This window comes from Sphaerospermopsis torques-reginae ITEP-024 (assembly GCF_019598945.1).
GTDB lineage: Bacteria > Cyanobacteriota > Cyanobacteriia > Cyanobacteriales > Nostocaceae > Sphaerospermopsis.
Map to the genome: position 1 here is coordinate 2,969,620 of NZ_CP080598.1, position 24,063 is coordinate 2,993,682.

Consider the following 24,063-nt stretch of genomic DNA (forward strand, 5'->3'; position numbering starts at 1 on the left):
TTTGCTTACGGCTAAATGCTTACTCACAAATAAACAGGTATTGAGTTGAGAATGCAACCTAGTAAGCTGTAAATGCGTCCTTATTTTCAGTTCTCACACAACTCTCTTTTCACGCTGATTATGATTAACTGGAATAAATTTTTGGCAAGTTACCGTGTATGGCGGCGGCGCTGGTTATATCCGTTGATTTCGGTAATTGTGGCTATAAGTTTGTGCTTGAGTACACCCTTGCCCAGCAAAGCTATCGACTTACTACCGCTGTTATTCCAAGGTGTACAAATATTTCAATTATCTAATTTATCTACTCGTCAGGAAGTTGAGCTTGGTAGGCAGATGAATAATGAACTGCGCCAAGAGGTGAGAATTTCCCGGAATCGGCAGCTTACTAGCTATATAGAGGAAGTTGGTAGAAGGTTAGCAGCTAATAGCGATCGCCCTAATATTCCTTATACTTTCCAGGTAGTTGAGGATGATGCTGTCAATGCTTTTGCAACTTTAGGCGGTTTCGTGTATGTAAATACAGGGTTGATACAAGCTGCGGAAAATGAAGCAGAATTAGCGAGTGTTATTGGCCATGAAATGGGGCATATTGAGGGTAAACACTTGGTTAAGCAGATGCGACAAAGAGCGATCGCTAGTGGTATAGCAACAGCAACTGGCTTAAATCGCAGTCAAGCTGTAGCTATAGGTGTTGATTTAGCTCTCAACCGTCCGCGCAGTCGTCAGGATGAATATGATGCTGACACAAGAGGACTAAAAATTTTAACACAGGCTGGTTATGCTCCCTCCGCGATGGTTTCGTTTATGAAAAAGTTACAGGGAAGAAGTGTTATTCCCACCTTTTTGAGTACACACCCTGGAGCAAGCGATCGCGTTAAGTCACTTCAACGCCAAATAGACGATCTGCCAAGTAATAGCAATTATGGCTTAGATAATGCAGATTATAAAGCTAATATCCGAGCTTTGCTACTTTAGGATGCAGAGTGTCAATAGACTCGTTGCTTATGACGACGACTGACTTGGATCTGATGTGGTAAAATCCTCGTAACTGCTTTTTCCAAAGGCAAAGTACGAACGGTGTGATTAAAAACATTGGCTTGATAAACTAAGTTGTTGGTAATATCCAATGCGGTTAACCAACCACTACGGGGATGATAAGCACCTGTATCAATATCTAACCAGCCTTCTCCTTGTGCTAATTGACCAGGGGCAACCCCTGGTAAAGTGAAGGTGATGGTATGACCGACGATGATTAACTTGTCAGTAAAGTACGGTAGTTCCATGCTGTGAAATTCATTACGTATCCAGCAAAGTTCCTGGGAGGTTTGTTCAGAGACAGACTTGCTGGGATCAACACCTGCATGGGTTAACCAAACATCTCCTAAGTCAAGATATGTTGGTAAATTTGCAAACCAGTCTAGATGGTCTTGGGGAATTTGCGCTGATTGATAACTGGTCATGGTTGCTTGTCCGCCACTATAAAGCCATGCCTGTATTATTTTATTAGAGTTAAAATCCTTACTCATTACACTTAAAAGCATCTGCTCATGATTACCTAGCAAACAAGAATAGTTATTGTTCTTAACAAAATCTACTACCTGTGCGCTTTGTGGTCCACGATCTATTAAGTCTCCCAAAAAATAGACTTGATCTTCTGATGTGGGAGCAAATTCCTTCAGAAGTATCATTAGACCTTGATAGTAACCATGTACATCACCAATAATTATTCTGCGTGGCCTGGTTTCACTCATTTGTTCTAGTTGGGAATCAATAAATTGACTGATATAGTTTTACTACAGTTTTATTTAGGGAGCATCCAAATTTTGAAAAAATAAACGCAGACACACTCAAAATCCTCTTAAAATCTCTTAACTTTGTGTACTTTGCGTTCTTTGCGGTTCAATCATATCAAGCCCTGGATGAATTGCCAGATTTCAAAAAAATAAACTTACACATTTGGGATGCTCCCTTTATTTATGGTATTTTCATCTGTAAAGTTGACTAATATCTAATTAATTATATAGTTAATTTTTAACAAATATATTCATTGACCAGGTGAAAACTTTATCAGATACAAGATGATGATAGCTTAGAATATGAACAAGATCCGTTAGCCCAACTTGGTAGGTGAAAATGTCTGATCAGTTCTCTCCAGAAATTAGCTCTCGTATCTGCAAACATATGAACGAAGATCATGCAGATGCTGTGGTTATCTATGCTCAGGTTTTTGGTAACGTCAAAAATGCCACAACAGCCCAGATGCTATCAATTGATGCTTTGGGTATGAATTTAAGCGCACAGGTGGATGGAGAAACAGTACCAGTTCGCATTCAGTTTGATCACACCTTAGCTGATGCTGAAGATGCTCATCAAACTTTGATTGCGATGGTGAAGCAAGCACGAGTCAAGACAAAATAGAGACTACTAAATAATAACCCAAGTTGCTAGTTAGGAATAGGAGTCAGGAGTCAGGAGTCAGGAGTCAGGAGTCAGGAGAAAGAATCAATTGCCATAGTATTATCTAGGATTTTTCTACCTATATCTCCTTGCAATTGCCATTTTCTAGCCTTTAAAAGCATAACTAGCAACTTACGAACCATAAATCTGCTTGACAAGTGCCACAAGAGAAGAAACTCGGAAATTGTTAAGTGATATTACAAACCTTGGAAAAATATTGAGAAATCGTCCGTCAGCCAAACATGGTTCTAAGGTAGAACCTATAGGATAGACTTGAGGCAAATAATGATGAATAAGAATAATATTCAAAACTATCGCTTTGTCTGCACCTTGACATTTGGCGATATATACGGTCAAATCATTGCTTGGTTAATTACAATTACCATTAGTTTGGCATCAGCTTTGGCATTGATGGGCGCTAGAAGACCAGTCTATGCTTTAGCTACGGTAGCACTTGTAATTGTTCTCACCTTGCCTTTCTTGCTGTTTGCTTTTGTTACCACGTTGTTAAATCATATCGAATTGGCTGCCGTAGAACCGGGAACAAAAACTGAACCTATACCTGGTAATGTTTCTCAACAACAGCCAGTTCAAGCTACCAGTTAATATTGGGGATTGGTGATTGGGAATAAACTAAGAATTGATAATGAAGAATAGTATCCCTGTTTTTTGACAGGGTATTTTTTTGGAATTAAGGATTGAAAATAAAATGTTAGAACATGATGTAATTATTGTTGGTGGCGGGTTAGCGGGATATCGAGCGGCTTTAGAAATTGTCCGTATTAACCCTATTTTAAATGTAGCTTTAGTTGCTAAAACCCATCCTATTCGTTCCCACTCTGTGGCCGCTCAAGGGGGGATGGCTGCATCTTTGAAAAATGTTGATCCTGAAGATAGTTGGGAAGCACACGCTTTTGATACGGTTAAAGGTTCTGATTATTTGGCGGATCAAGACGCTGTAGCTATTCTCACCCAAGAAGCGCCAGATGTGGTGATTGATTTAGAACATTTAGGAGTTTTATTCTCCCGTCTTCCTGATGGTAGAATTGCTCAAAGGGCTTTTGGTGGCCATTCCCACAACCGCACCTGTTACGCTGCTGATAAAACCGGTCATGCCATTTTACATGAATTGGTAAATAATTTACGGCGTTATGGTGTGCAAATTTACCAAGAGCGGTATGTAATGCGCCTGATCTTAGAAGATGGTGAAGCGAAAGGTTTGGTGATGTTTCACCTGCTAGATGGACATATTGAAGTAGTGCGGGCTAAGGCGGTGATGTTTGCAACGGGGGGATATGGTCGCGTTTATAACACTACTTCTAATGATTATGCTTCCACTGGTGATGGTTTGGCAATGACAGCTTTGGCTGGTTTACCGTTGGAAGATATGGAATTTGTGCAATTTCACCCAACAGGGTTGTATCCGGTGGGGGTGTTAATTTCTGAAGCTGTGCGTGGGGAAGGTGCTTATTTAATCAATGCTGATGGCGATCGCTTTATGGCTAATTATGCACCAAGTCGGATGGAACTAGCACCCCGTGATATTACATCTAGGGCGATCGCCTACGAAATTCGCGCAGGTAGGGGTATTAATTCTTACGGTAGTGCTGGCGGTCCCTTTGTTTACCTGGATCTGCGACACATGGGTAAAGAAAAAATCATGAGTCGTGTTCCCTTTTGTTGGGAAGAAGCACACCGTTTAGTTGGTGTAGATGCAGTCACCCAACCCATGCCAGTACGTCCTACCATTCATTATTGCATGGGTGGTATACCAGTGAACACAGATGGACAAGTGCGCCGCAGTGCCGATGAATTAGTAGAAGGCTTTTTTGCGGCTGGGGAAACGGCTTGTGTATCTGTGCATGGCGCGAACCGTTTAGGTAGTAACTCGCTGTTAGAATGTGTAGTTTATGGCAGACGTACCGGGGCGAGTATAGCGAGATATGTGCAAAACCGCAAATTACCAGCAATAAATGAACAACATTATATAACAGAAGCAAAACAAGAAATTCAAAGTTTATTAGAACAAAAAGGAAAATATCGCATAAATCAAATTCGCCAAGAATTTCAAGACACAATGACCCAATTTTGTGGAGTATTTAGAACTTCAGAATTAATGGGTGAAGGGTTGGAGAAAATAGGAGAAATACAACAGAAATATGAGGATATTTATTTAGACGATAAAGGCAATTGTTGGAATACGGAATTAGTAGAAGCTTTAGAATTAAAAAGTTTAATGGTGGTGGGAAATACAATTTTACAATCTGCATTTAATCGTCAAGAAAGTAGAGGAGCGCATTTTCGGGAAGATTTTCCAAATCGGGATGATGGGCAGTTTTTGAAGCATACAATGGCTTATTATTCACCTGCGGGAATTGATATTCAATATATGCCGGTGGTGGTGAATATGTTTGAACCGAAAGAGAGGAAGTATTAAAGTTAGAGGATTTTTTTATTTCACGCAGAGGCGCAGAGGCGCAGAGAGAGAAGAAGAGAAAAATTCTTATTTCTCTGTGTTCTCTGTGCTTCTGTGGTTAGTTTATTCCAAGTTCTTAGAAATGAACCACGAAGACACGAAGAACACGAAGGAAGAAGAGGAAGAAGGAAGGGAAGAAAAATTGAAAAAATTTATTTCAAAAGCAGGTTGCTATTTCGTAAATTAAGGTATAATCATATAAAAGATGTAGCTGACTAAAAATGACTACACTGCTTATCAACCAACAAGTACAAGATGAAATTATCCGTCTTTCCAGGATTAGTCAAGTTGATACAACAATCTTGGAACAGTTTGCTTGTTTTATTATCCAAAATTCTCTACAGCAGTCTAGAAAGATAGTCTTTTTTAATATTAATAATTTACAACAAGCAGTTTATAACAGGTTTGATGTCAATAATACCAAAGAATTAAAAAATTCTGGTGCTTTTAAAATGGCAACCGATGGGATGGAAAAGCTTGATTTTCGCCGCAAAGCAACATGGGAAATGTTATATCGTAAATTTATTGATATTTTACCAGGTGAAGAAAATCAAGCAGGATATGGTTGCATTAATGGAATTAATATATTTAACTATTTTAAACCTTGGCAGGTATTCGGACTAGATCCCAAAACAGCGACAAAAGAAGAAATTAAAGCTGCTTATTATCGGCTTTCTAAAATCTATCATCCTGATAATCCAGAAACAGGAGATAGGGCAATATTTGAGCGTATAGAAATTATGTATAAAAGTATTACTGCTAGGATTTAAATATGTCATTTGATAGAGAGACTTTTTATATAGAAGAAGGAAAATTGGCAGAAGCATTTGCTTAGTAAAAATGGGAGTTCCTAAAGAAGATATTGTACTAGGTTTACATCCTCCTTATAAACATTACTATACAGATTATGGAGTAGCTTAAAAAACATCTTACGAATTACCAATTATATTTAAACGCTGTTCGCATAGATTTAATATTGATTCCGTAAAAACAGCACGTTCTAAAAATAGAGTGCTAATATAAATATGCCTAACTAATGTTAAAGTGGTATAAATTTCAATTGCTACTCTAAATTTCTCACTTGTCAGTTGTATAAATCTTTGAATTATAGCTGTTTCTAATTCTTGTAAATATCTAGCATTACCAAATACACGCAAGCTGTATTCTTGAATATGGGCAATAAAATTACCAATATCTAATGCTGGGTTTCCTTGGCAATATAAATCTAAATCAATTAAATATAAACGCTCATTATTAACAATGATTTGCTCTGGATAAAAGTCTCTATGAATGCCACAGGTTTGGTTTTCTATCAGGCTATTTCCTAAGTGATTACACTCCTCTAAAATTCTTTCTAATCGTTTTTGCCATTGGGGATTTTTTTCCCAGACTAGGGGTATTTTATCATGTAATATTTTTAATTCATCATTCAATGTGTGGGAACGACGGGGAGGAATATTAGTTGTGTGTAGTTTATGGGCAATTTCGGCAATTTTTGAATTTAAAAAATATTGTTTGGGTGTTAAGATTTTTGTAAATGTCACGCCTTCAATTTTACGCTGTAACCACATTTGCCATTCGGGAATTATCCCCACAGGTTCAGGTACGGAAATTCTGTCAGTGCTGTTTTCGTTAAATTCTGTTTCCCATAAGGTTTTTTGGAGTTGATAACTATTAATGTCTGTTCCTTTGGCTCGGATTTTTCCTATTAATGTGATGTTTTGTCTATGTTCGTTGATTAGTTGATATTCTATTAAGCAGCGTCTTCCGGGTTTGTGGCGAATTATTTGGATTTTTTCTATTTGGGTATTTTGGGTTATTTGTAGGTTTTGGGTGAATTTTTTTTGTATTTGTAAAGGGTCAATTGCTGTTGAGAGAAAGGGTATTTTGGGATCTTTCATGTTAGTTGATTATTGTTTTTTTAATGAACCGCTCCAGACGCAGAGGACGCAGAGAAGGGATAGGATTAAGTTTTTAATTGAGTTGTGTTTTATGTAAGGGTTGATTTTGGGTTGTGTTTTGGAGTTGATATAGTTTTGCGTAATGACTATTTTTTTGCATTAGTTCTGTGTGTGTTCCTTGTTCTATTATTTGGCCATTTTTGAGGTAAATTATTTCATCTGCATAGGTAGCAAAGTTAATGTCATGGGTAATTAAGAATGTGGTGCGGTTTTGGGAGAGTTTTTGTATAGATTCAATGACGTTTTTTTCGTTGTTTTTATCTAAACCTGTGGTGGGTTCGTCTAAAATTAGGATGGGAGTTTGACGAATAGCTGCACGGGCGATCGCAATTCTTTGGCGTTGTCCTCCTGACAGTGTTGCTCCTCTTTCTCCTACTAATGTGTTATATCCTTGGGGTAATTTTTGAATAAAATTATGTGCATTTGCTAAACGAGCAGCATTTTCAATTTCTACATCTGATACTCCTGAAATACCATAAGCTATGTTTTCTTTAATGGTGGCTGCAAATAAGATACTTTCTTGTAAAACTACGCTAATTTGTGGGCGTAATGATGCTAATGTGTATTCTCTAATATCTCTACCATCAATGAAAATTTGACCGGAAGTAGGTTCATAAAGTCGTAATAATAAGTTCATTAATGTGGATTTTCCACTTCCAGAAGTACCGACGATGGCTATTGTTTTTCCTGGTTGAATGTTTAAGTTAATGTCTGTTAATAAAGTTTGTCCTGGTTGATAATTAAAGTGAACATGATCAAAACGAATTTCACCTTGAAATTTTGGCGCAGGAATCGCATTTGGTAAGTCTCTAATTTCTGGTTGCTGTTTTAATACATCTAAAATTCTTTCCCCGGAAGCGGCGGCTTTTGCTAATCTACTGGTGTATTTAGCAAAGTTTTGAATGGGTTTGAAGGCATTTTTTAAATAGGTGATAAATACGAGTACATCCCCTGGTGTGAGTGTTTTTTGCAATGCCAACCAAGAACCATACCAAAGTACAATTGCTGTTACTAAAGCAATAATGGCATCTACGCTTTTTTCTAAGTTGGCTGATAGTTTTTGGGTTTTGACACTTTCTTTGAGGCTACGCTGATTTTGTTGGGAAAATATTTGGGCAAATGCTTCTTGTAAACCCAAAGCTTTTACTAATTTAATGGCGGCAATAGATTCAGCTGCAATAGCAGCAACAGTACCTTCTTGTTGACGTTGTTTTAATGAGGAATTTTTAATTTTTTGACTGAGGCGATTGGTAATTAACCAAAATAAAGGTAAGGTGAGAAGTGATATTAGGGTAAGGCTAAAATTCATCCATAACATTACCGTCATCATTGTTAAAAGACTGAGTATACTAACTATGAGGGGTAGTGCTGCGGTAATCATGATTTCTTGTAAACGACTGGCATCACTACTGACTCGAATAATTAAATCACCGCTACGAGTTTGAGTGTGATAACTCAATGATAAATCATGTAAATGACGATATAAATGATCTCGAACTTTAGCCATGACACGACTGCCAACTGTGGCTAATGTAACTGTATTCCAATAAGCTGCTAAGGCTCGTAATCCTGTCAATATCATGACTGAAAATGCGGCGATAGTCAGTAAAGTAATGGGTTGTAAATTGCCGATGATGGGAATATTAATTAGTTGATTATTGTTAATTAAAACATAATCAAATACAAATTTTAATGGCCAAGGTTCTAGTACCCTAAGTCCGATATCTGCAAGTAGAGCGATCGCGGAAATTATTAATAGTTTATGGTGGGGGCGAATTTCTGGCCAGAAATAAGCTAATATTTCCCAAAGACCTGGAATAGTTTTTTTCAGGGATTTTGTCATTTTATCCTTTTACACCCCCATAACATTTGGCTATCTGTAAAATTTCTTTGGCTATGGTATCCCAGGTATGATATTTCATCACTTTTTGACGTGCAGCTTGTCCGAGATTTTGACGGAGTATAGGCGATCGCCATAATTTTTCTAAAGCATCTGCTAGGGCGATCGCATCACCGGGAGGACAAAAAATACCATTAATTTCTGGTTCTATTAAATCCACTAATTGTCCAATTTTACTAACTACTACAGGTAAACCAGCCGCCATATATTCATACACTTTCAAAGGTGAAAAATAAAAGTCTGTTTGTGGTGGATAAGGTGCAACTGCTACATCCATTTTTGCTAATAATTCGGGAACTTGTTCAGGATCTACCGCCCCAGTAAATTGAGTATAACTATCTAATCCTCTAACCGATAATTCTTTTTCTATATTTTCCCTTTCTGGACCATCACCCACAATTAAAAGTCGCGCTTGGGGAATTTTTTGATGAAGTCGAAAAAAAGCCTCGCTGAGAATTGATAAACCATGCCAAGGTTTTAAAGTCCCCACAAATCCCACAGTAAAATTTTCTGATTTAGTGGAATAATTAAGATTAGAAAATCTTTCAGGATTCACACCATTAGGAATCACATAAATTTTATCACTTTCCACATAATTCATCACATATTTTCTCACTTCCTCAGAAACAGTAATTACCGCAGTAGCAGCTTGAAAAACTTTTTCTGCAACCTTTTCTGCACCATCAATATCTATCAAACCACGATACTTTACTTGTTCTGCGATCAAAGGAGAATTAACCTCTAATAAACCAAAAATTCCCTTTTTTTGGGCAAATTCCATTGCCCCATAACTCCACAGAGAATAGCGTTCATAAATAAAATCCAAATTTCCCAAATTCTCTAACTTATCAACTAAATCATTATTAATTCCCAAAGCCATTTTTTCCCTGATAGATATTTCTCCCTTGGGAATATTTGGCAATTGATGAACAACAATATTACCTAAATCTGGCGGTGCTATTCCTCCTAAACGACTTGCTAACAATTCCACATCACAACCTTGTTTTTGTAATCCTCTCATCACCTCCTGTACATGAATAGAACAACCTTTTTTCCCAAAAACAGGAATCCCCAAATCAGCACAAACATAAGCAACTCTCACCTTCAAACCTCCTCTGTGTCTCTGCGTCTCTGCGTGCAAAATAATCTCCGTAAAACCCGACTATTACAATCAATATCAAACTCAGATACAATTAAATTTCTAGCTTGGGTTGACAACCTCACCCGCAAACCTGAATTAGTGATAATTTCTTGTAGTGAAATAGCCAACTTTTCAGCATTATTTTGTGGCACAATCAACCCAGTTTCATGATGTTTAACAACTTCAGGAATACCAGTCACATCCGTACTCACACAGGGAGTTCCTAAAGCCATTGCTTCTAATAAAACCGTAGGTAATCCATCTCTGTTGCCATCTTTACCAATTACATAAGGTGCTGCAAACACAGCCGCTTGTTGCACTAATTGAAACACTTCATTTTGCGGACGTGGACCTATAATTTCTACCAAAGATGACAATTCTAAATCTTGAATTTGTTGTTTTAATGCAGTTTCTAATGAACCCGTACCCACAATTTGACATTGAAATTCATATTTTTTTTGTTTGAGAATTGCACAAGCATCTATTAAAATAGACATTCCTTTTTTTTCAACCAACCGCCCTACAGAAATAATTACAGGAGGACGTTGAGCAGGTGCAGAATATTGTAATCTTCCTAAATTCAAACCATTGTAAATACGTTGAATTTTTTGTTTAGCTTGAGGATATTTTGTTTGTAAATAATTGAGGTTGTAATCACTAACAGTTACCACCGTTGCCGCATCTTGTAATTTATGTTCCATATCTGCAAAATCAACACTTTCATGAAAGATATCTTTAGCATGAGCCGTGAAAGTGTAGGGAATACCTGTAAAATGGGAAGCTAACCTGGCTACACTGGTGGCAATAGTACCAAAATGAGCGTGAAAATGAGTGATACCTTTGAGTTTTGCCTCCCTTGCTAACCATGCAGCTTGGTAAACAGTGCTTGCTTGTTCACCTTCAGCAATAGCTAATTTTGACCAAAAATCAGGAATGATTTTAGCAGCTTCTTGTAATTCTGCCCAAAAATAACTGGCCGCTGTGGGAGCAATACTTTTAAGAGATGGACTCACACGTCCTTGAATTGGTTTTTTAATGTAAGTTACAGGCGCTCTAACTTGAGAAATAATATTTTGAAAATGACTGTCGCTAGGTGGTCTTAAAGCGAAAATTTCTATCTTTAAACCTGCTGCTTCATGTGCCAAAATTTCATTGACTACAAAAGTTTCAGAATAGCGGGGATAACGTTTGAGAATGTAACCAACAATGGACATAATTGGTAATTGGTAATTGGTAAATAAGGAAACAGGGAATGGGTAAAGAATTTTCTCCACGCCTCCCCATCTTCGCTGTCACTTATAGCTGTTAGCCCAGCTTTCCGAAGGCATTAGCTGAATACTTGTCTATGAGTATTTCGTCTATAAATTGAGAAATATGATTGAGTCCATTGAGATTAACAAAATTACGAACTTGTGGTTTTTTTGTTTCTGTATTTAACCAATTTGTTAATGTTTGAGATGTGAGGTTTTGGGGGTGTAGCATATCCACTAAACCAAGAGACTGTAAACGTTCTGCTCTCACAAATTGTTCTTTTCTCGGTTTGATGCGGGGAATAATCAGGGATTTTTTTTGAAATGACAATAATTCACAGGTTGTATTATATCCTCCCATTGCAATAACCCGCTCTGCTCGATTGACTAAAAGTGTGGGTTCAGATAAATATTTCAATATCTGTAAATTATCACGTTTAGCCGCTAATTTTTGCAATTTTTGTTGTACCTCTCTGGGCATAAATGGACCCGTTAAAATAATACCATTCATGTCTGGTGGTAGTTGAGTATGAGCAAAGGTTTCTGCTAAAATCGCTCCATCTTGTCCACCACCTACTAAACATAATGCTAATTTTTTTTCAGGTAAATTGAGAGATTTAAAAGCCTGAATACTTTCACTATCAATAAACTTGAGGCGTGTTCGCTGATCCAAATAACCAATGTAATGGAGTTTTTCAATTGTTTCTGACTGAAAATTATATTCTTTGGCTAAGTCATAAATTGTAGGATCTCCATATACCCAAACGGCATCATAATAAGTTTGAATTGCTTTTTCATTTTTCATGCGTTGCCAATCTCGCTGGATGGATACTGGTTCATCTAACACATCTCGTAAACCTAAAATGCAGTGTGTTTTGCCTTGATGACGTAAATAATTTAGTGTTGGTTCTAGTTCTCTGACTGCGCCTCTGGGGACATTATCAACTATGAAAATATCTGGTTGAAAATTTTGTATGGCGGTGAGAATAATTTGCGATCGCAGTTTTATTATCTCCTGTAATGATAACCCTAATCTCCGGGCTTGGTATTGACCATTTATATTTTTGTACAAAGCTGGTAAACTCAAACAATCTACCCCTGAAGGTATGGGTAAATTACAACTATCTTGAATACCACTAATAATTAAAATGTCGGTTTCTAATGGTGAATATCCCAATGTTTGGGCAATTAATAAATTACGTCTTTTATGTCCTAATCCCATTGTATCATGAGAATATAAAGCAATGCGCCATTGACGATGATTCCTAGATGAACTAATAACTTTTATTAGTTTTTCTTCAGCCCCCATTATTTCTATTTTTCGAGGATGGTTGGTCAATAAATTTTTCATGGACATCCTGACATTTTATTTACTAGGTTAAACAGCTATCATGAAAATGACTCTTGCTTAAATACTTGTATTTTTCACCCCTTTCTCCTTAATTCATCCAGCAATTAATCCAATAATGAATCCATTTTTGTTGGTGCAAGATGTCAGTTAAATAGTAGTATGATTATAGCATTTATTCAATAAAATTCTACCGTAAAAATACACAAAAGTACGATTTACAGTTATACTCAAATCTTGCATCACACCGTACAAACCCAGATAATCTAAAAAGATGCGCCATAAGACTACCTTATTTTTATTGGGTTTAAACGATAAATCAAGGGTTTTGTGATTATACTGTGTAATAAAATTCCATCAATTTTTGTTGGTGCAAGATGTCAGTATACTGACTTTCCGCACTTCAAAACAAGAGGCACTCATGCAAGAGACAAAAGGGTTTTAGAAGATTTAGGTTTACGGAGTGGTGTTCAATAATCAAATAGGACTCCTATATAATTTTCTAATTCCTCTCCTCTGCGACTTTGCGCCTGGAGCGTGAGAAAATAAAAACATCTACCATCAATAAACAAAACCCTATGCTAACCCAAGAAAAAACCCCAGAAAAAACCCAAGTAAACTGGAAACCTATCATCAAAAAATTCATCGCTGTACTTGGAGAAAAAGGAGTAGTTCAACGCAAAGAAGAACTATTAACCTACGAATGTGATGGTTTAACCAGCTACCGTCAACAACCAGCAGTAGCAGTATTACCCCGCACTACCGAACAAGTAGCAGAAATTGTCAAAATATGCAATCAATATTCTGTTCCCTTCATCGCTAGAGGTTCAGGAACAGGTTTATCAGGTGGTGCATTACCCGTTGAAGATTCGGTTTTAATTGTCACTTCTTTAATGCGGCAAATTCTCAAAATTGATTTAGAAAATCAGCGTGTAGTTGTGCAACCAGGAATTATTAATAGTTGGGTAACACAAGCTGTTAGTGGTGCAGGTTTTTATTTTGCACCGGACCCTTCTAGTCAAATTATTTGTTCTATTGGTGGTAATATTGCTGAAAATTCGGGAGGTGTACATTGTTTAAAATATGGTGTGACAACTAATCATGTTTTAGGTTTAAAAATCGTCCTTCCTGATGGTTCAATTGTTGATGTCGGTGGACAAATTCCTGAAATGCCAGGTTATGATTTAACAGGTGTTTTTGTAGGTTCAGAAGGAACTTTAGGAATTGCGACGGAAATCACTTTAAAAATCCTCAAAAGTGCGGAATCTATTTGTGTTTTATTAGCAGATTTTACCAGTGTGGAAGCTGCGGCTGCAAGTGTTTCTGATATTATCAGCGCCGGGATTATTCCTGGTGGGATGGAAATGATGGATAATATTAGTATTAACGCTGTGGAAGATGTGGTTGCTACTAATTGTTATCCCCGTGATGCGGAGGCAATTTTGTTAGTAGAAATTGATGGTTTAGATGTAGAAGTTGCAGAGAATAAAAAAAGAGTTGCTGATATTTGTTTAAAAAATGGAGCGCGAAATATTACTTCTGCATCTGACCCAGAAATGCGGTTAAAATTGTGGAAAGGGAGAAAAGCGGCTTTTGCTGCTGCTGGTCATGTTAGCCCTGATTATTATGTACAAGATGGGGTAATTCCTCGGACTCAATTACCTTATGTTTTGAAAGAAATTGAGGCTTTAAGTGCAAAACATGGTTATAGAATTGCTAATGTGTTTCATGCGGGAGATGGTAATTTACATCCTTTAATTTTGTTTGATAATTCTATTCCTGGGGAATTGGAAAAAGTGGAAGAAGTGGGGGGAGAAATTCTCAAACTTTGTGTTAAAGTTGGTGGTAGTATTTCTGGTGAACATGGCATTGGTGCTGATAAAAAATGTTATATGCCAGATATGTTTAGTGATACAGATTTAGAAACTATGCAATGGGTAAGGCAAGTTTTTAATCCTCAAGGTTTAGCTAATCCTGGTAAAATGTTTCCCACACCGCGCACGTGTGGGGAAGCTGCAAAAGCAGCACTTCAAAAGTTTGCTAATGTAGAAAGGTTTTAATTTGATGATACATTAGTGATTAGTCATTAGTCATTAGTCATTAGTTATTATATTTATTCTGACTTCTGACTCCTGACTTCTGACTCCTAACTCATAACTCCTTCAATACAATGATTAAACTCGATCAGTTTTTAAAGTTCGTTGGTATTTCCTCCACTGGAGGTCAAGCTAAGATTATGATTGTTAATGGTGAGGTGAAAGTTAATGGTGAGGTAGAAACTCGACGTGGGCGTAAATTATCAGCAGATGATATTGTAACTGTGATTGGGAAAACATTTAAAGTAGGGGATATTATTTCCTAATAAAAACCATAACGCAATAGCACTTGCTTGTATTTGTTACGCAGCTTATTGGATCAACATTAATACAATATATAAGAAATTTTTTTAGCAAAATACACCTATTGATCATTAATTTGTTGTATCCTAGTTTTCCCAAGGTAATTTTGTGCAATTCAACTTCATCAAAGCTTTTTGCGGATCTTTCAGAAGATGATTGAAAGACTATCCTAGTCTGTCTGAAAATCAATGATAGGATTCTCAAACTGCTGGATGAAGTTTTCAAAACTTTCATTTCAATGGATCAAATATGAAACTAATTAAAAAATCTGAAAAGTTACTTCTCGATAAAATCAAGAGTATGGAGTTAGAAGAGGAAAATATTCTAACTGAGATTACTAATGAACCAGAACCGTTAGTTGAGGAGAGAAGAGTAATAGATATAGAAAATCAACTTCCTGATTATATTCCTGTGCGAGATAATCCCATAGTTCATTCTGTTGGTAACACAGGATGGCAGGTTTCTGAGATTTGGAAGGAGATTAGATTGGATAATTTTTGCAATAGTTAGTCAAGTAGGGTTTGCTGTTAGCGTGGGAGCATCCCAATGAAAGTAAAAACAAACCCTGCCTATATCCAGATCCCTGCTTTCTTAAAAAGTAGGGTATCTATCTAATTACTAATTTTAGAATGGTAGAAACATTCCCGCAGAATGTCTCTACATTGTACGGCTTTTTGTTCAAAATTCAAATAGGAGTCCTATATTATCATATCAATTTCGGCTAATTAGTTACAGTTTAAAAGTTTTGGACATATTTGCTTTTTCCTATTCCCTATTCCCTGCCACAACAGATATCGTCATTGTTCCACCGGACATGATATCATTACATAATCCTGACAAATATCATTTGATTTTGTAGTTATATATAGTTATATACAGCAGATTGCAGATCAATCAGGCTTCGCCGTGAGCGTCAGCCGAACGGTACAGAATATAAATTGAAACCTACACACAAAACCAGTTTTCCTCCTGACTTCTGACTTACTTCTGCTGTATATGAGTAAACTAAGTTTATTTAGCAGATGAATAGGGTGATACACCGTTGTTTTTCCTTCTTAATTTGTTTGGGTTTTATATTCAGTTTAACCATATTTCCGATTTCTTCAACTTCGATTGTTTCTCAAAAAACAAGTTTTTTAACTACAGAAGTTCGCGGTGTTTGGTTGACTAATGTTGCTAGTGGTGTGCTTTTTGTTCCTTGGGGTGTTGAAAGGGCAATAAACCAATTAGCAGCACTCAATTTTAATACTATTTATCCAGTAGCATGGAACAGAGGTTACACTTTCTATAAAAGTAAGGTTGCTGAAAGTATAATTGGTGAAAAAACCGAACCTTTGTTGAATTTAATAAATAGTGGCAATGATGTTTTAGAGAAGTTAGTCAGGTTGTCCAAAAATAAAACTTTAAGCGTGATTCCTTGGTTTGAATATGGGTTTATGACTCCCCCTAATTCTGCCTTAGCAAAAGCACGTCCAGAATGGTTAACCAGTGGGCAAAAAGGCATAAATTCTGTTAACGAAAATCTGCCAGAAGAAATTAATCATAATGGTGTTTTTAATCGGCAGGTATGGTTAAATCCTCTCCATCCCCAAGTGCAAGAATTTATATTGGGTTTAATTTTAGAAGTTGTGAAAAATTACGATGTTGATGGTATTCAAGTGGATGATCACTTTGGAATGCCTGTACAATTTGGCTATGATTCATTTACGGTTAAACTTTATCAAAAAGAACATTTAGGAAAGACTCCACCTATTGATAATTTTAATGCAGAATGGATGCGGTGGCGGGCAGATAAGATTACTGATTTTATGGGCAGAATCAATCAAGAAGTCAAAAAAATTAAGCCCCAAGCAAAAATATCCATTTCTCCCAATTCTCAGTATTATGCCTATAAATATTATTTACAAGATTGGGAAAATTGGGTAAATAAAGGTTTGGTAGATGAGTTGATTTTGCAGGTATATCGAGATGATAAAAAATCTTTTATTGCCGAAATTGAAAAACCTGCGGTAAAATTAGCAATGAAGAAGATTCCTGTGAGCATTGGCATTTCTACAGGAACTTTACTTAGTCCTGTAGATATTGAAAGTATTAAAGAACAGGTACAAATTGTGCGAGATCATAAATTTTTTGGCTTTTCTTTCTTCTATTGGGAAAGTTTGTGGGGTTACATCTCTCCTGAATCACCCCAAAAACGACGTAAGGCTTTTTTAGAGATGTTTGCCAATAAGGCTGTTAAACCGTTAAATTTAAATAGAACTTACGTAAGATTGGACTAAAAACCCCATTCTTGCTTAGGGGTAATCATGAATTACCCCTATTTTTATTCTCTTTTGCGTCAGTTCTGTTAAATAAAGTATAATTTCCCAAAAATAAAATGGAATTAGCCGCTATCAAAAATAAATTCAGTCAATTGTATACTTTTACTTTGGTGTGGAGTTTGACTACTTTAGGTAGTTTTATCTTCAGTTTATTTTTGATTGAAATTGGTGAAAAGTCTGATGTCAGAGTGTTAGATGTTGCTATTGGTGGATTTGCGATCGCCCTTCCCCAATCTTATCTCCTCAGACAAAAAATTTTACCTTTAAGCTGGATGATCTCCACAGTCTTAGGGTGGGTACTCATCACTACCATAGGTGTTGGTGCTGTGGGTTGGTTTGTACTATCAACAGAGTTGTTTTATTTCCGCATCTTCTTTGGAATTATTTCCGGGGGTATTGGTGGTATAGTAATTGGACTGACACAATGGTGGTTAGCTATTCCCTCATCACTCCCTTGGGGATGGTGTTGGATGTTCCTCAGTTGTGCAAGTTGGGCAGTAGCTCTCAGTATTGGTTCGGTTATAGGTATATTTTTACGTCATTGGACACAGTTATTTTTAGGTGAAGTTGTCGGTTTAGCTATTACCTGGTTGGTAGTCGGTATCCTTACAGGAATCAGTGCTTACAGGTTGTTTAGGTGATTGGTGATTGGTGACTGGTGATTGGGTAGAATTAACTAATGACTAATAACCAATGACTAATGTAAGGGCGAAGCATTCGGAGAATAGCCTTTGGAAAAAACCGATCAATTATCAATTGATAATTGACAATTGATAATTGATAATTGTTTCATTCAAGGTTTAAAACCTCCCCTTTCCAGGGAAAAAAAGAGAAAAATTCTGATTTTTCAATCCTCTCCCTTCAAGGGAGAGGTAATTGTCCATTATTGAACGCCCGAATGCTTCGCCCCTACGAAGAATATTAAAAATTGTCACAAATATGAAAATTTTTTTGATTTTTCACTCAGTATATGGCAAAATCTTAAAACATTCTTGACAGTAACTTCAGTAGAGTTATAAATAAAGTGAGATGTACGTTTGCCTGCAACTAGCAGCGCAGATTAAAGCAGATTAAATTTATCCCTCTTAGCTTACCGATATTTCGGTTAAGAAGTAGAGAAAAATATAAATATCCATAAGTAACATCTGAAAAATACTTAGCTTTAGGCGCTAAGGAGGATTTGTCACCAGAATGAAAATAAATCAAGTTGAATCCATTCCAGAGTTAACTAAATCAGCCTTTTCTCAGATTTTATTCGATGTAGAATTAGATGAAAAAAGCTGTAGTGAACAATTTTTAAGGAGTATTGCCGCCCAAAAAGTGGAACTACAAAAACAGGTAAAATATTTACAGGAGCAATTAGAATTACAAAAGCAACAGCACAGATCACAATTACAAGAAGTGCAAAATTTTCATGCACTGGTACGACGGATCACTGAACAAATTCGTGATAGTGTTGATATTAACCAAGTTCTGCAAACAGCAGTTCAAGAATTAGCGCGATTATTGCAGTTAGAACAATGTCAAATAGAACTTTATCATCACAACCAAACTAAAGCGATAGTCACCTATGAGTATAGTTATAATTTACCTTCTTGTCAGGGATTAACTAAAGAGATTGCAGACTTTCCAGAAGTTTATCAACCACTATTGCAAAAACAACCATTGCAATCTATAGAAATTCTACCTGGATGGCAGTCACAAATACAAGTAGTTTCCCAACTTGCTTTTCCCATGTTTGATGCTCAAGGTATGTTAGGAAATATTTGGTTAATTAAACCGACAGAAGAAAAATTTAATGAATTAGAGATATCCTTAGTGCAGGAAGTAGCTAACGAATGTGCGATCGCTATTCGTCAATTTCAACTCAAAGAAAAAACTAAAGCACAACTACAAGAAATAGAAAAACGGGAACGACGGAAAAACGAATTTCTCAAAACCCTATCTCAAGAACTCCGCACACCAGTTACTAATATTAACCTAGCTGCTCAAACTCTAGAAGGTTTACTGACATCTTCTGGTATTATTGATATAGAATTAGTACCGCAACTTTTACAGATTTTACATAACGAATGTGGAAGAGAAAGCAAATTAATTAACGATTTACTCACTCTGACTCATCTGAAAATAGAACCCGAACCACCAATATTAATTCCTATTGACTTAAAAACCTGGTTAACTCCTATAGTTGAATCTTTCCGGGATGTTACCCATTGTCAGCAACAAAACTTAAAATTGCATATTGAAAGCAAAATTCCGCCTTTAGAAACTGATATTACTGATTTTGATCGCATTATTAGTGAACTTATCAACCATGCGTGTCAATGTACTCCCCCTGGTGAAACCATCACCGTTACTGCTAAATTGCGTATTGCAGCAGTAGAGTTACAAATCAGCTATTCCGGTGTAGAGATTCCTACACATGAACTGGGAAAAGTTTTTCAGCCATTTTACCGCTTTGGTAAAAATGCTCCTTGGAAAACCAGCGATTCAGGGTTAGAATTAGCTTTGGTGAAAGCAATGGTAAAACGGTTAAGCGGTAATATTAATGTTGAAAATGCAGATCAGCAAATCACGTTCACCATTACATTTCCCCTGCATCCAGTTTTTTGACTGCACCACTAGCGTCAGCGTCAAAATTCTGCTATTATGGGTTATATTGATGGGTGATTAGCTCAACGGCAGAGCATCGGACTCTTAATCCGCTGGTTTAGGGTTCAAATCCCTAATCACCCATAAAACACAGAATTTAAATAAAATTATTGGCTTAAATTTGGCTCAATACCAAGGAAAATCCTCTTCAGAATCCCCTTGGTTACTGGGTATAATTATGGTAATTAATACCATAACTAGCAATGGAACCAACAATATCTCAAGTTTTCGGCACAGGCGCTACTCGGTTGGCTAACGCCGCAGCCGCTCCTAGTGCTGGCTTATTTATCCCTGATTCTGTTTTTGTAGCGACGGGGCTAACCGCCCCTGCTACAGCTACGGCTGAGGGGCATTTAGTAAGCTTGCTAATTCAGGCGAAAAATTACCTTACACAGACTAAATTTGATGCCAATATTGACCAATCAATTTTTATTGCTGATGGTTTTACAAGCTTTCAGCAGCGAGGGACTGACAATGATAATTATCGAATTGATCAGCCATTCGTGGTCAACCTGGCAAGAATCGACGACGGTACAACAATCAACCCGAATAATTATTGATGACAAAATGTTGGCGTTTTTGGGGTAGCAGCCCATCAGAATCATCAGCTAACCCCGCTTTCGAGCACTACGGCTGCGGCAACAGCGCGTCCTACCAACCCATACCGGGACACGGGTACAACGGCGCGTATCTCGTGATAGATGGCCAGATCCAAAACGGGACGCAATATATCTACTGGGGACCACCCTTTGCGAATCGAGGTATTGAGACTGTCGAGAAAATAACATCTAAGAAAGGACATAGTACCGGCAATTGTGATGACTGCATTTGTGATGACTGTCCTCCACCACCAAACAACCCAGAACCACCTCCACTAACAACCTACGATTGTATTAACGGAGTTTGCACGCCCAAGACGACGTACAACACCCCCGGAACTTATGTCACGCTTTCGGATTGTGAAGTAAATTGTGGATCTGGATGTGGTGGTAAATGTATTAGCAATGCAGAATGGGCAACAATAGAAGGCTTAGCGGGTCAATTAAAAAATAAAAATTGCAGTTAAAGGAGGATAAAAAATGAGCGCGTCCGGCACGATTCAAAATCTCCAGCAAGCCTTGAATTGTGCTGGAAAATGCGATTGCTGTAATGAATTACAGAATCAAATTAATGCCTTGAATCAAAGAATTAATCAATTAGAAAATAAATTTATTCCTAAATCAGAGAAGCCAGGAATTATATCCGAGTCAGTTAAACAGGCCGAGACATTAATTGTCCCCGTCATCGGAACTACAGTTGCGCTGGCGATTTCGCCATTATCGGCTCAAATAGCAAAAGCTATATCTTTAGCTGGTGATGCAGCCGCGTTAGCGGGCAATGCTCTAGGGGCGGCTTCTGCTGCGGCTTCTGCTGCGGCTTCTGCATTAGCCAAATTAGCAGGAATAGCGGCTCAAATAGCTGCAATCTTAGGGGTGATCGCTACCCTCCAAGTGTTAGGAGCGAGAATTGACGCAGTTGAGAATTGGTTGTCAGCTCTAAGCAATGATGTAAGCAGGGTTTTAGGGCTGTTGCCTCCTATAAAATCTCAGGCTCAAGATGCCTTAATAGCAGCCAGATCAGCAAATTCTAAAGCTGATACTGCTATTAATATTGGTAATGCTGCTAATAGTAAAGCTGATACTGCTATTAATATTGGTAATGCTGCTAATAGTAAAGCTGATACTGCTATTAATATTGGTAATGCTGCTAATAGTAAAGCTGATACTGCTATTAATATTGGTAATACTGCTAATAGTAAAGCTGATACTGCTATTGATATTGGTAATACTGCTAATAGTAAAGCTGATACTGCTATTAATATTGGTAATACTGCTAATAGTAAAGCTGATACTGCCATTAATATTGGTAATGCTGCTAATAGTAAAGCTGATACTGCCATTAATATTGGTAATGCCGCTAATAGTAAAGCTGATTTAGCATTATCAAAAATTGGGGCAATAGCTCAAGAATTACCAGGAATCAGAGAATTAGCAAATACGGCGAAAGGGGTAGCGACAACCGCGCTCAATGGAGTTGCGAGTTTAACGAATACCGTTGACTACATATTGACTAGACTCAACAATTTAACTAACAATATAACCAACAATTTAACTAACAATATAGTCAACAACTTAACCAACAATATAGCCAACAACTTAACTAACAATATAACTAACAACATAATCAATAATATGAATGTAGATTTATCTCCAGTCATGGCTAAATTATCGGTTATTGATACAAAATTAGCTGGTATGGCTGCAATACCAGCAGCCACGGTTCTAGCTATATCAGCATCCCCCACATTCCGATCCGTTGCTACGTCGGCGGCGGCGGCTGGGACTTGTCAAACTTTGCAGCCCGGTAATTGTGGAAATAATGCTATACAAAATATTGCAAATAGAACGTCTGACGGATTATTTAAAAAAATATCTGACTTGTTCAATACGGGCGCAAATGCAGCACAACTAGCATTACTAAAAGTGATCAACAACAAGTTAGGGGCGCAAATCGCGGGGGGACTTGGTGGATGGATGACAAAATTTTCTTCGTGGTCTGTGACGACGCAAGCATTGAATTTGTTGACAACAGCAGCCACAATACACAATGCCATGATGTTAAGCAACAATATCGGGGTCACACTCATCTCAGCCATCCAAAACGTGGTTGATTTGTTTGATTTAAAAGATAGCGAAGGGAAAACCTATAGCGTGTCAGGAGCCATCGGCAGTTCGATTACCAATTTTTTGAAAGGGATAATAGGGGAAAACAACTACACCACTCTCACGAAGGAATTTGCACGGGCGAACCGAATTTACCAAAGTGGTGCGAACTTGATGAACAGCCTCTTGTCAATGGGAGACACGATGGTAAACGCTGTAAATACTATTTCTGGTCAAAACGCAAAAATTGGGAATGCACTAAAAATCTGGGGTGCAGTCGGAGAAAAAGCTTATGGGTGGATGAATCCCAACCCAAACTTTGGAAATCCCCTTTTAACAAAATTACAATCACTGGAAGATGCTGCTTCAACAGTAGAGCAGGTTTCTCAGGAGCCGTTAAACGTCAAGTCCGCTAAAGATGACCTAGTTGAAAATTCAGCCGAACTTTCCAAGAATTTAGCTCAAGACGACTCCTCTAAAATCCCACCAGCAGCGCCGCTACCAGAGGCTACTAAGGTAAAAGAATCTCAAGACGAAATAAAAGTAGAAAGTAAATCGCCAGAGATATCTAATGAAGACTTGGAGGCGGATGACTGATGCCACTACCTGAAGGATTTAGTGAATGGGAACACCTGCAAGACAAAATTCGGCTCTACCATAACAAGCTTGTGAAGAACTACTTCAAAAACCAAGCTGATGACGATATATCAACTCCAAAAGCTGGCTTAAAGCACGCTTGTTTGATAAAAGATAACGACACCACTGCCATGACCCAACTAAGGCTGTGGCTTTTTGAGGTAACCGTGGGTCACGCTCAATCGTTACACCCTCCTATTTACGGAATACCGGTTCATGAATTTCAAGGGGAAACAAAATTCAAACCACAGGTACACTTACATTTTCAAGAAAGATACCCGTTTATAGCCGACAGGCTACGCCCAGTAGTCGGACAGATAAGCTTCCGCTTGATGGATGAATCAGCATCTACTTACTCAAGAGCAAAAGCCGAAGTATTAGCAAAAGATATCAAGAGAGAATTTGGAAATCCCATTTTTGTCTGGAACAAAGGTAAGTTTGTTTACCACTACAGGGATGATGAAAAAGGCTACAGGTTCAAACTGTATGTTCCGTCAAAAGCGGAAGGGGAACGAGTCACACGCGCAGTTTTGTCTATTCGCGGACATAGTTTTAATGACGATTTTTCTGATTATGTAGAAAACACCAGAACATACCCAAACAATCCTGGAAACCATACTATTTACGGACAATCTGTGCCGAAGCCCGTCCAGCGCCCAACAGCAGATGTCCGATTTAGATACGCTCAATTACATTTGCACGGTAGAACAAAAGTAATCAACCTGGTGGCGACTCCTGAAGTAGCACTCAGACAGGTGATCGAGAAGTTGACTTCAGTCTAGAAATTTTCTGCAAATACTATAGTATCGGTACGAAAAGA

The 24,063-nt window shown here is 37.5% G+C and carries 20 protein-coding genes, 1 tRNA gene and 1 pseudogene; 16 read left to right on the forward strand and 6 right to left on the reverse strand.

What is annotated here, in order from left to right:
- Positions 1 to 120 precede the first annotated feature (120 nt).
- Complete coding sequence (locus tag K2F26_RS13830) at positions 121 to 975, forward strand: M48 family metallopeptidase (protein ID WP_220608293.1); 855 nt, start codon at positions 121 to 123, stop codon at positions 973 to 975.
- A gap of 11 nt (positions 976 to 986) precedes the next feature.
- On the opposite strand, the gene K2F26_RS13835 is transcribed toward K2F26_RS13830, so the two are convergent.
- Positions 987 to 1,751, reverse strand: coding sequence for a metallophosphoesterase family protein (locus K2F26_RS13835; RefSeq protein ID WP_220608294.1), 765 nt, complete (start codon positions 1,749 to 1,751; stop codon positions 987 to 989).
- 382 nt (positions 1,752 to 2,133) lie between these two features.
- Here K2F26_RS13835 and K2F26_RS13840 point away from each other — a divergent pair, with 382 nt between their 5' ends.
- The 5 genes and pseudogenes from K2F26_RS13840 to K2F26_RS13860 all read left to right on the forward strand — a co-directional run.
- Positions 2,134 to 2,418, forward strand: coding sequence for a DUF2470 domain-containing protein (locus K2F26_RS13840; protein ID WP_220608295.1), 285 nt, complete (start codon positions 2,134 to 2,136; stop codon positions 2,416 to 2,418).
- A gap of 327 nt (positions 2,419 to 2,745) precedes the next feature.
- A complete protein-coding gene (locus K2F26_RS13845) occupies positions 2,746 to 3,063 on the forward strand; it encodes a hypothetical protein (RefSeq protein WP_220611879.1) in 318 nt (105 codons plus the stop codon).
- A gap of 103 nt (positions 3,064 to 3,166) precedes the next feature.
- Positions 3,167 to 4,894: a succinate dehydrogenase/fumarate reductase flavoprotein subunit gene (locus tag K2F26_RS13850; protein WP_220608296.1), complete on the forward strand. Its 1,728-nt coding sequence runs from the start codon at positions 3,167 to 3,169 to the stop codon at positions 4,892 to 4,894.
- A 260-nt stretch (positions 4,895 to 5,154) separates the two neighbouring features.
- On the forward strand, positions 5,155 to 5,703 hold the full coding sequence (locus K2F26_RS13855; protein WP_220608297.1) for a J domain-containing protein: 549 nt from the start codon (positions 5,155 to 5,157) through the stop codon (positions 5,701 to 5,703).
- Between the two features lie 61 nt (positions 5,704 to 5,764).
- Positions 5,765 to 5,854 (forward strand): annotated as a pseudogene (locus K2F26_RS13860) (element excision factor XisI family protein); the annotation flags it as partial.
- 8 nt (positions 5,855 to 5,862) lie between these two features.
- Here the strand turns inward: K2F26_RS13860 and K2F26_RS13865 are convergent.
- The 5 genes from K2F26_RS13865 to K2F26_RS13885 all read right to left on the reverse strand — a co-directional run bounded on the left by K2F26_RS13865 (position 5,863) and on the right by K2F26_RS13885 (position 12,536).
- Complete coding sequence (locus K2F26_RS13865) at positions 5,863 to 6,834, reverse strand: phosphotransferase family protein (RefSeq protein WP_220608298.1); 972 nt, start codon at positions 6,832 to 6,834, stop codon at positions 5,863 to 5,865.
- Between the two features lie 73 nt (positions 6,835 to 6,907).
- Positions 6,908 to 8,737, reverse strand: a complete 1,830-nt coding sequence (locus tag K2F26_RS13870) for an ABC transporter ATP-binding protein (protein WP_220608299.1) — start codon at positions 8,735 to 8,737, stop codon at positions 6,908 to 6,910.
- Between the two features lies 1 nt (position 8,738).
- Positions 8,739 to 9,896 carry a glycosyltransferase family 4 protein gene (locus K2F26_RS13875; RefSeq protein WP_220608300.1) on the reverse strand — a complete coding sequence of 386 codons (1,158 nt, stop codon included), beginning with the start codon at positions 9,894 to 9,896 and terminating at the stop codon, positions 8,739 to 8,741.
- Between the two features lie 2 nt (positions 9,897 to 9,898).
- Entirely contained in the window at positions 9,899 to 11,149 is a 1,251-nt protein-coding gene (locus K2F26_RS13880; protein ID WP_220608301.1) for a glycosyltransferase family 4 protein, read from the reverse strand.
- Positions 11,150 to 11,240: 91 nt separating this feature from the next.
- Positions 11,241 to 12,536, reverse strand: coding sequence for a glycosyltransferase family protein (locus K2F26_RS13885; RefSeq protein ID WP_220608302.1), 1,296 nt, complete (start codon positions 12,534 to 12,536; stop codon positions 11,241 to 11,243).
- A 575-nt stretch (positions 12,537 to 13,111) separates the two neighbouring features.
- Between K2F26_RS13885 and glcD the strand changes: the two genes are divergently transcribed.
- The 10 genes from glcD to K2F26_RS13935 all read left to right on the forward strand — a co-directional run bounded on the left by glcD (position 13,112) and on the right by K2F26_RS13935 (position 24,025).
- Positions 13,112 to 14,593 carry a glycolate oxidase subunit GlcD gene (gene glcD, locus K2F26_RS13890; protein ID WP_220608303.1) on the forward strand — a complete coding sequence of 494 codons (1,482 nt, stop codon included), beginning with the start codon at positions 13,112 to 13,114 and terminating at the stop codon, positions 14,591 to 14,593.
- 110 nt (positions 14,594 to 14,703) lie between these two features.
- Positions 14,704 to 14,895, forward strand: a complete 192-nt coding sequence (locus K2F26_RS13895; RefSeq protein WP_220608304.1) for an RNA-binding S4 domain-containing protein — start codon at positions 14,704 to 14,706, stop codon at positions 14,893 to 14,895.
- A 286-nt stretch (positions 14,896 to 15,181) separates the two neighbouring features.
- On the forward strand, positions 15,182 to 15,442 hold the full coding sequence (locus tag K2F26_RS13900; protein ID WP_220608305.1) for a hypothetical protein: 261 nt from the start codon (positions 15,182 to 15,184) through the stop codon (positions 15,440 to 15,442).
- Positions 15,443 to 15,954: 512 nt separating this feature from the next.
- A complete protein-coding gene (locus K2F26_RS13905) occupies positions 15,955 to 17,211 on the forward strand; it encodes a glycoside hydrolase family 10-like protein (protein WP_220608306.1) in 1,257 nt (418 codons plus the stop codon).
- A gap of 98 nt (positions 17,212 to 17,309) precedes the next feature.
- Complete coding sequence (locus K2F26_RS13910; protein WP_220608307.1) at positions 17,310 to 17,894, forward strand: hypothetical protein; 585 nt, start codon at positions 17,310 to 17,312, stop codon at positions 17,892 to 17,894.
- 550 nt (positions 17,895 to 18,444) lie between these two features.
- Positions 18,445 to 19,866, forward strand: coding sequence for a GAF domain-containing sensor histidine kinase (locus K2F26_RS13915; protein WP_220608308.1), 1,422 nt, complete (start codon positions 18,445 to 18,447; stop codon positions 19,864 to 19,866).
- A gap of 51 nt (positions 19,867 to 19,917) precedes the next feature.
- Positions 19,918 to 19,989, forward strand: a tRNA-Lys gene (locus K2F26_RS13920).
- A gap of 119 nt (positions 19,990 to 20,108) precedes the next feature.
- Positions 20,109 to 20,465: a hypothetical protein gene (locus K2F26_RS13925; RefSeq protein WP_220608309.1), complete on the forward strand. Its 357-nt coding sequence runs from the start codon at positions 20,109 to 20,111 to the stop codon at positions 20,463 to 20,465.
- Positions 20,466 to 20,984: 519 nt separating this feature from the next.
- Positions 20,985 to 23,204: a hypothetical protein gene (locus tag K2F26_RS13930; protein WP_220608310.1), complete on the forward strand. Its 2,220-nt coding sequence runs from the start codon at positions 20,985 to 20,987 to the stop codon at positions 23,202 to 23,204.
- The gene (locus K2F26_RS13935; protein WP_220608311.1) at positions 23,204 to 24,025 is read left to right on the forward strand and encodes a hypothetical protein; all 822 of its coding nucleotides are present in this window, start codon (positions 23,204 to 23,206) and stop codon (positions 24,023 to 24,025) included. The genes K2F26_RS13930 and K2F26_RS13935 overlap by 1 nt, the downstream gene beginning before the upstream one ends.
- Positions 24,026 to 24,063 lie beyond the last annotated feature (38 nt).

What these genes read in the sequence shown, in the direction of transcription:
- K2F26_RS13830 (WP_220608293.1), top strand. Translation starts at nt 121, where the DNA reads ATGATTAACTGGAATAAATTTTTGGCAAGTTACCGTGTATGGCGGCGG.
- K2F26_RS13835 (WP_220608294.1), bottom strand. Translation starts at nt 1,751, where the DNA reads ATGAGTGAAACCAGGCCACGCAGAATAATTATTGGTGATGTACATGGT.
- K2F26_RS13840 (WP_220608295.1), top strand. Translation starts at nt 2,134, where the DNA reads ATGTCTGATCAGTTCTCTCCAGAAATTAGCTCTCGTATCTGCAAACAT.
- K2F26_RS13845 (WP_220611879.1), top strand. Translation starts at nt 2,746, where the DNA reads ATGAATAAGAATAATATTCAAAACTATCGCTTTGTCTGCACCTTGACA.
- K2F26_RS13850 (WP_220608296.1), top strand. Translation starts at nt 3,167, where the DNA reads ATGTTAGAACATGATGTAATTATTGTTGGTGGCGGGTTAGCGGGATAT.
- K2F26_RS13855 (WP_220608297.1), top strand. Translation starts at nt 5,155, where the DNA reads ATGACTACACTGCTTATCAACCAACAAGTACAAGATGAAATTATCCGT.
- K2F26_RS13865 (WP_220608298.1), bottom strand. Translation starts at nt 6,834, where the DNA reads ATGAAAGATCCCAAAATACCCTTTCTCTCAACAGCAATTGACCCTTTA.
- K2F26_RS13870 (WP_220608299.1), bottom strand. Translation starts at nt 8,737, where the DNA reads ATGACAAAATCCCTGAAAAAAACTATTCCAGGTCTTTGGGAAATATTA.
- K2F26_RS13880 (WP_220608301.1), bottom strand. Translation starts at nt 11,149, where the DNA reads ATGTCCATTGTTGGTTACATTCTCAAACGTTATCCCCGCTATTCTGAA.
- K2F26_RS13885 (WP_220608302.1), bottom strand. Translation starts at nt 12,536, where the DNA reads ATGAAAAATTTATTGACCAACCATCCTCGAAAAATAGAAATAATGGGG.
- glcD (WP_220608303.1), top strand. Translation starts at nt 13,112, where the DNA reads ATGCTAACCCAAGAAAAAACCCCAGAAAAAACCCAAGTAAACTGGAAA.
- K2F26_RS13895 (WP_220608304.1), top strand. Translation starts at nt 14,704, where the DNA reads ATGATTAAACTCGATCAGTTTTTAAAGTTCGTTGGTATTTCCTCCACT.
- K2F26_RS13900 (WP_220608305.1), top strand. Translation starts at nt 15,182, where the DNA reads ATGAAACTAATTAAAAAATCTGAAAAGTTACTTCTCGATAAAATCAAG.
- K2F26_RS13905 (WP_220608306.1), top strand. Translation starts at nt 15,955, where the DNA reads ATGAATAGGGTGATACACCGTTGTTTTTCCTTCTTAATTTGTTTGGGT.
- K2F26_RS13910 (WP_220608307.1), top strand. Translation starts at nt 17,310, where the DNA reads ATGGAATTAGCCGCTATCAAAAATAAATTCAGTCAATTGTATACTTTT.
- K2F26_RS13915 (WP_220608308.1), top strand. Translation starts at nt 18,445, where the DNA reads ATGAAAATAAATCAAGTTGAATCCATTCCAGAGTTAACTAAATCAGCC.
- K2F26_RS13925 (WP_220608309.1), top strand. Translation starts at nt 20,109, where the DNA reads ATGGAACCAACAATATCTCAAGTTTTCGGCACAGGCGCTACTCGGTTG.
- K2F26_RS13930 (WP_220608310.1), top strand. Translation starts at nt 20,985, where the DNA reads ATGAGCGCGTCCGGCACGATTCAAAATCTCCAGCAAGCCTTGAATTGT.
- K2F26_RS13935 (WP_220608311.1), top strand. Translation starts at nt 23,204, where the DNA reads ATGCCACTACCTGAAGGATTTAGTGAATGGGAACACCTGCAAGACAAA.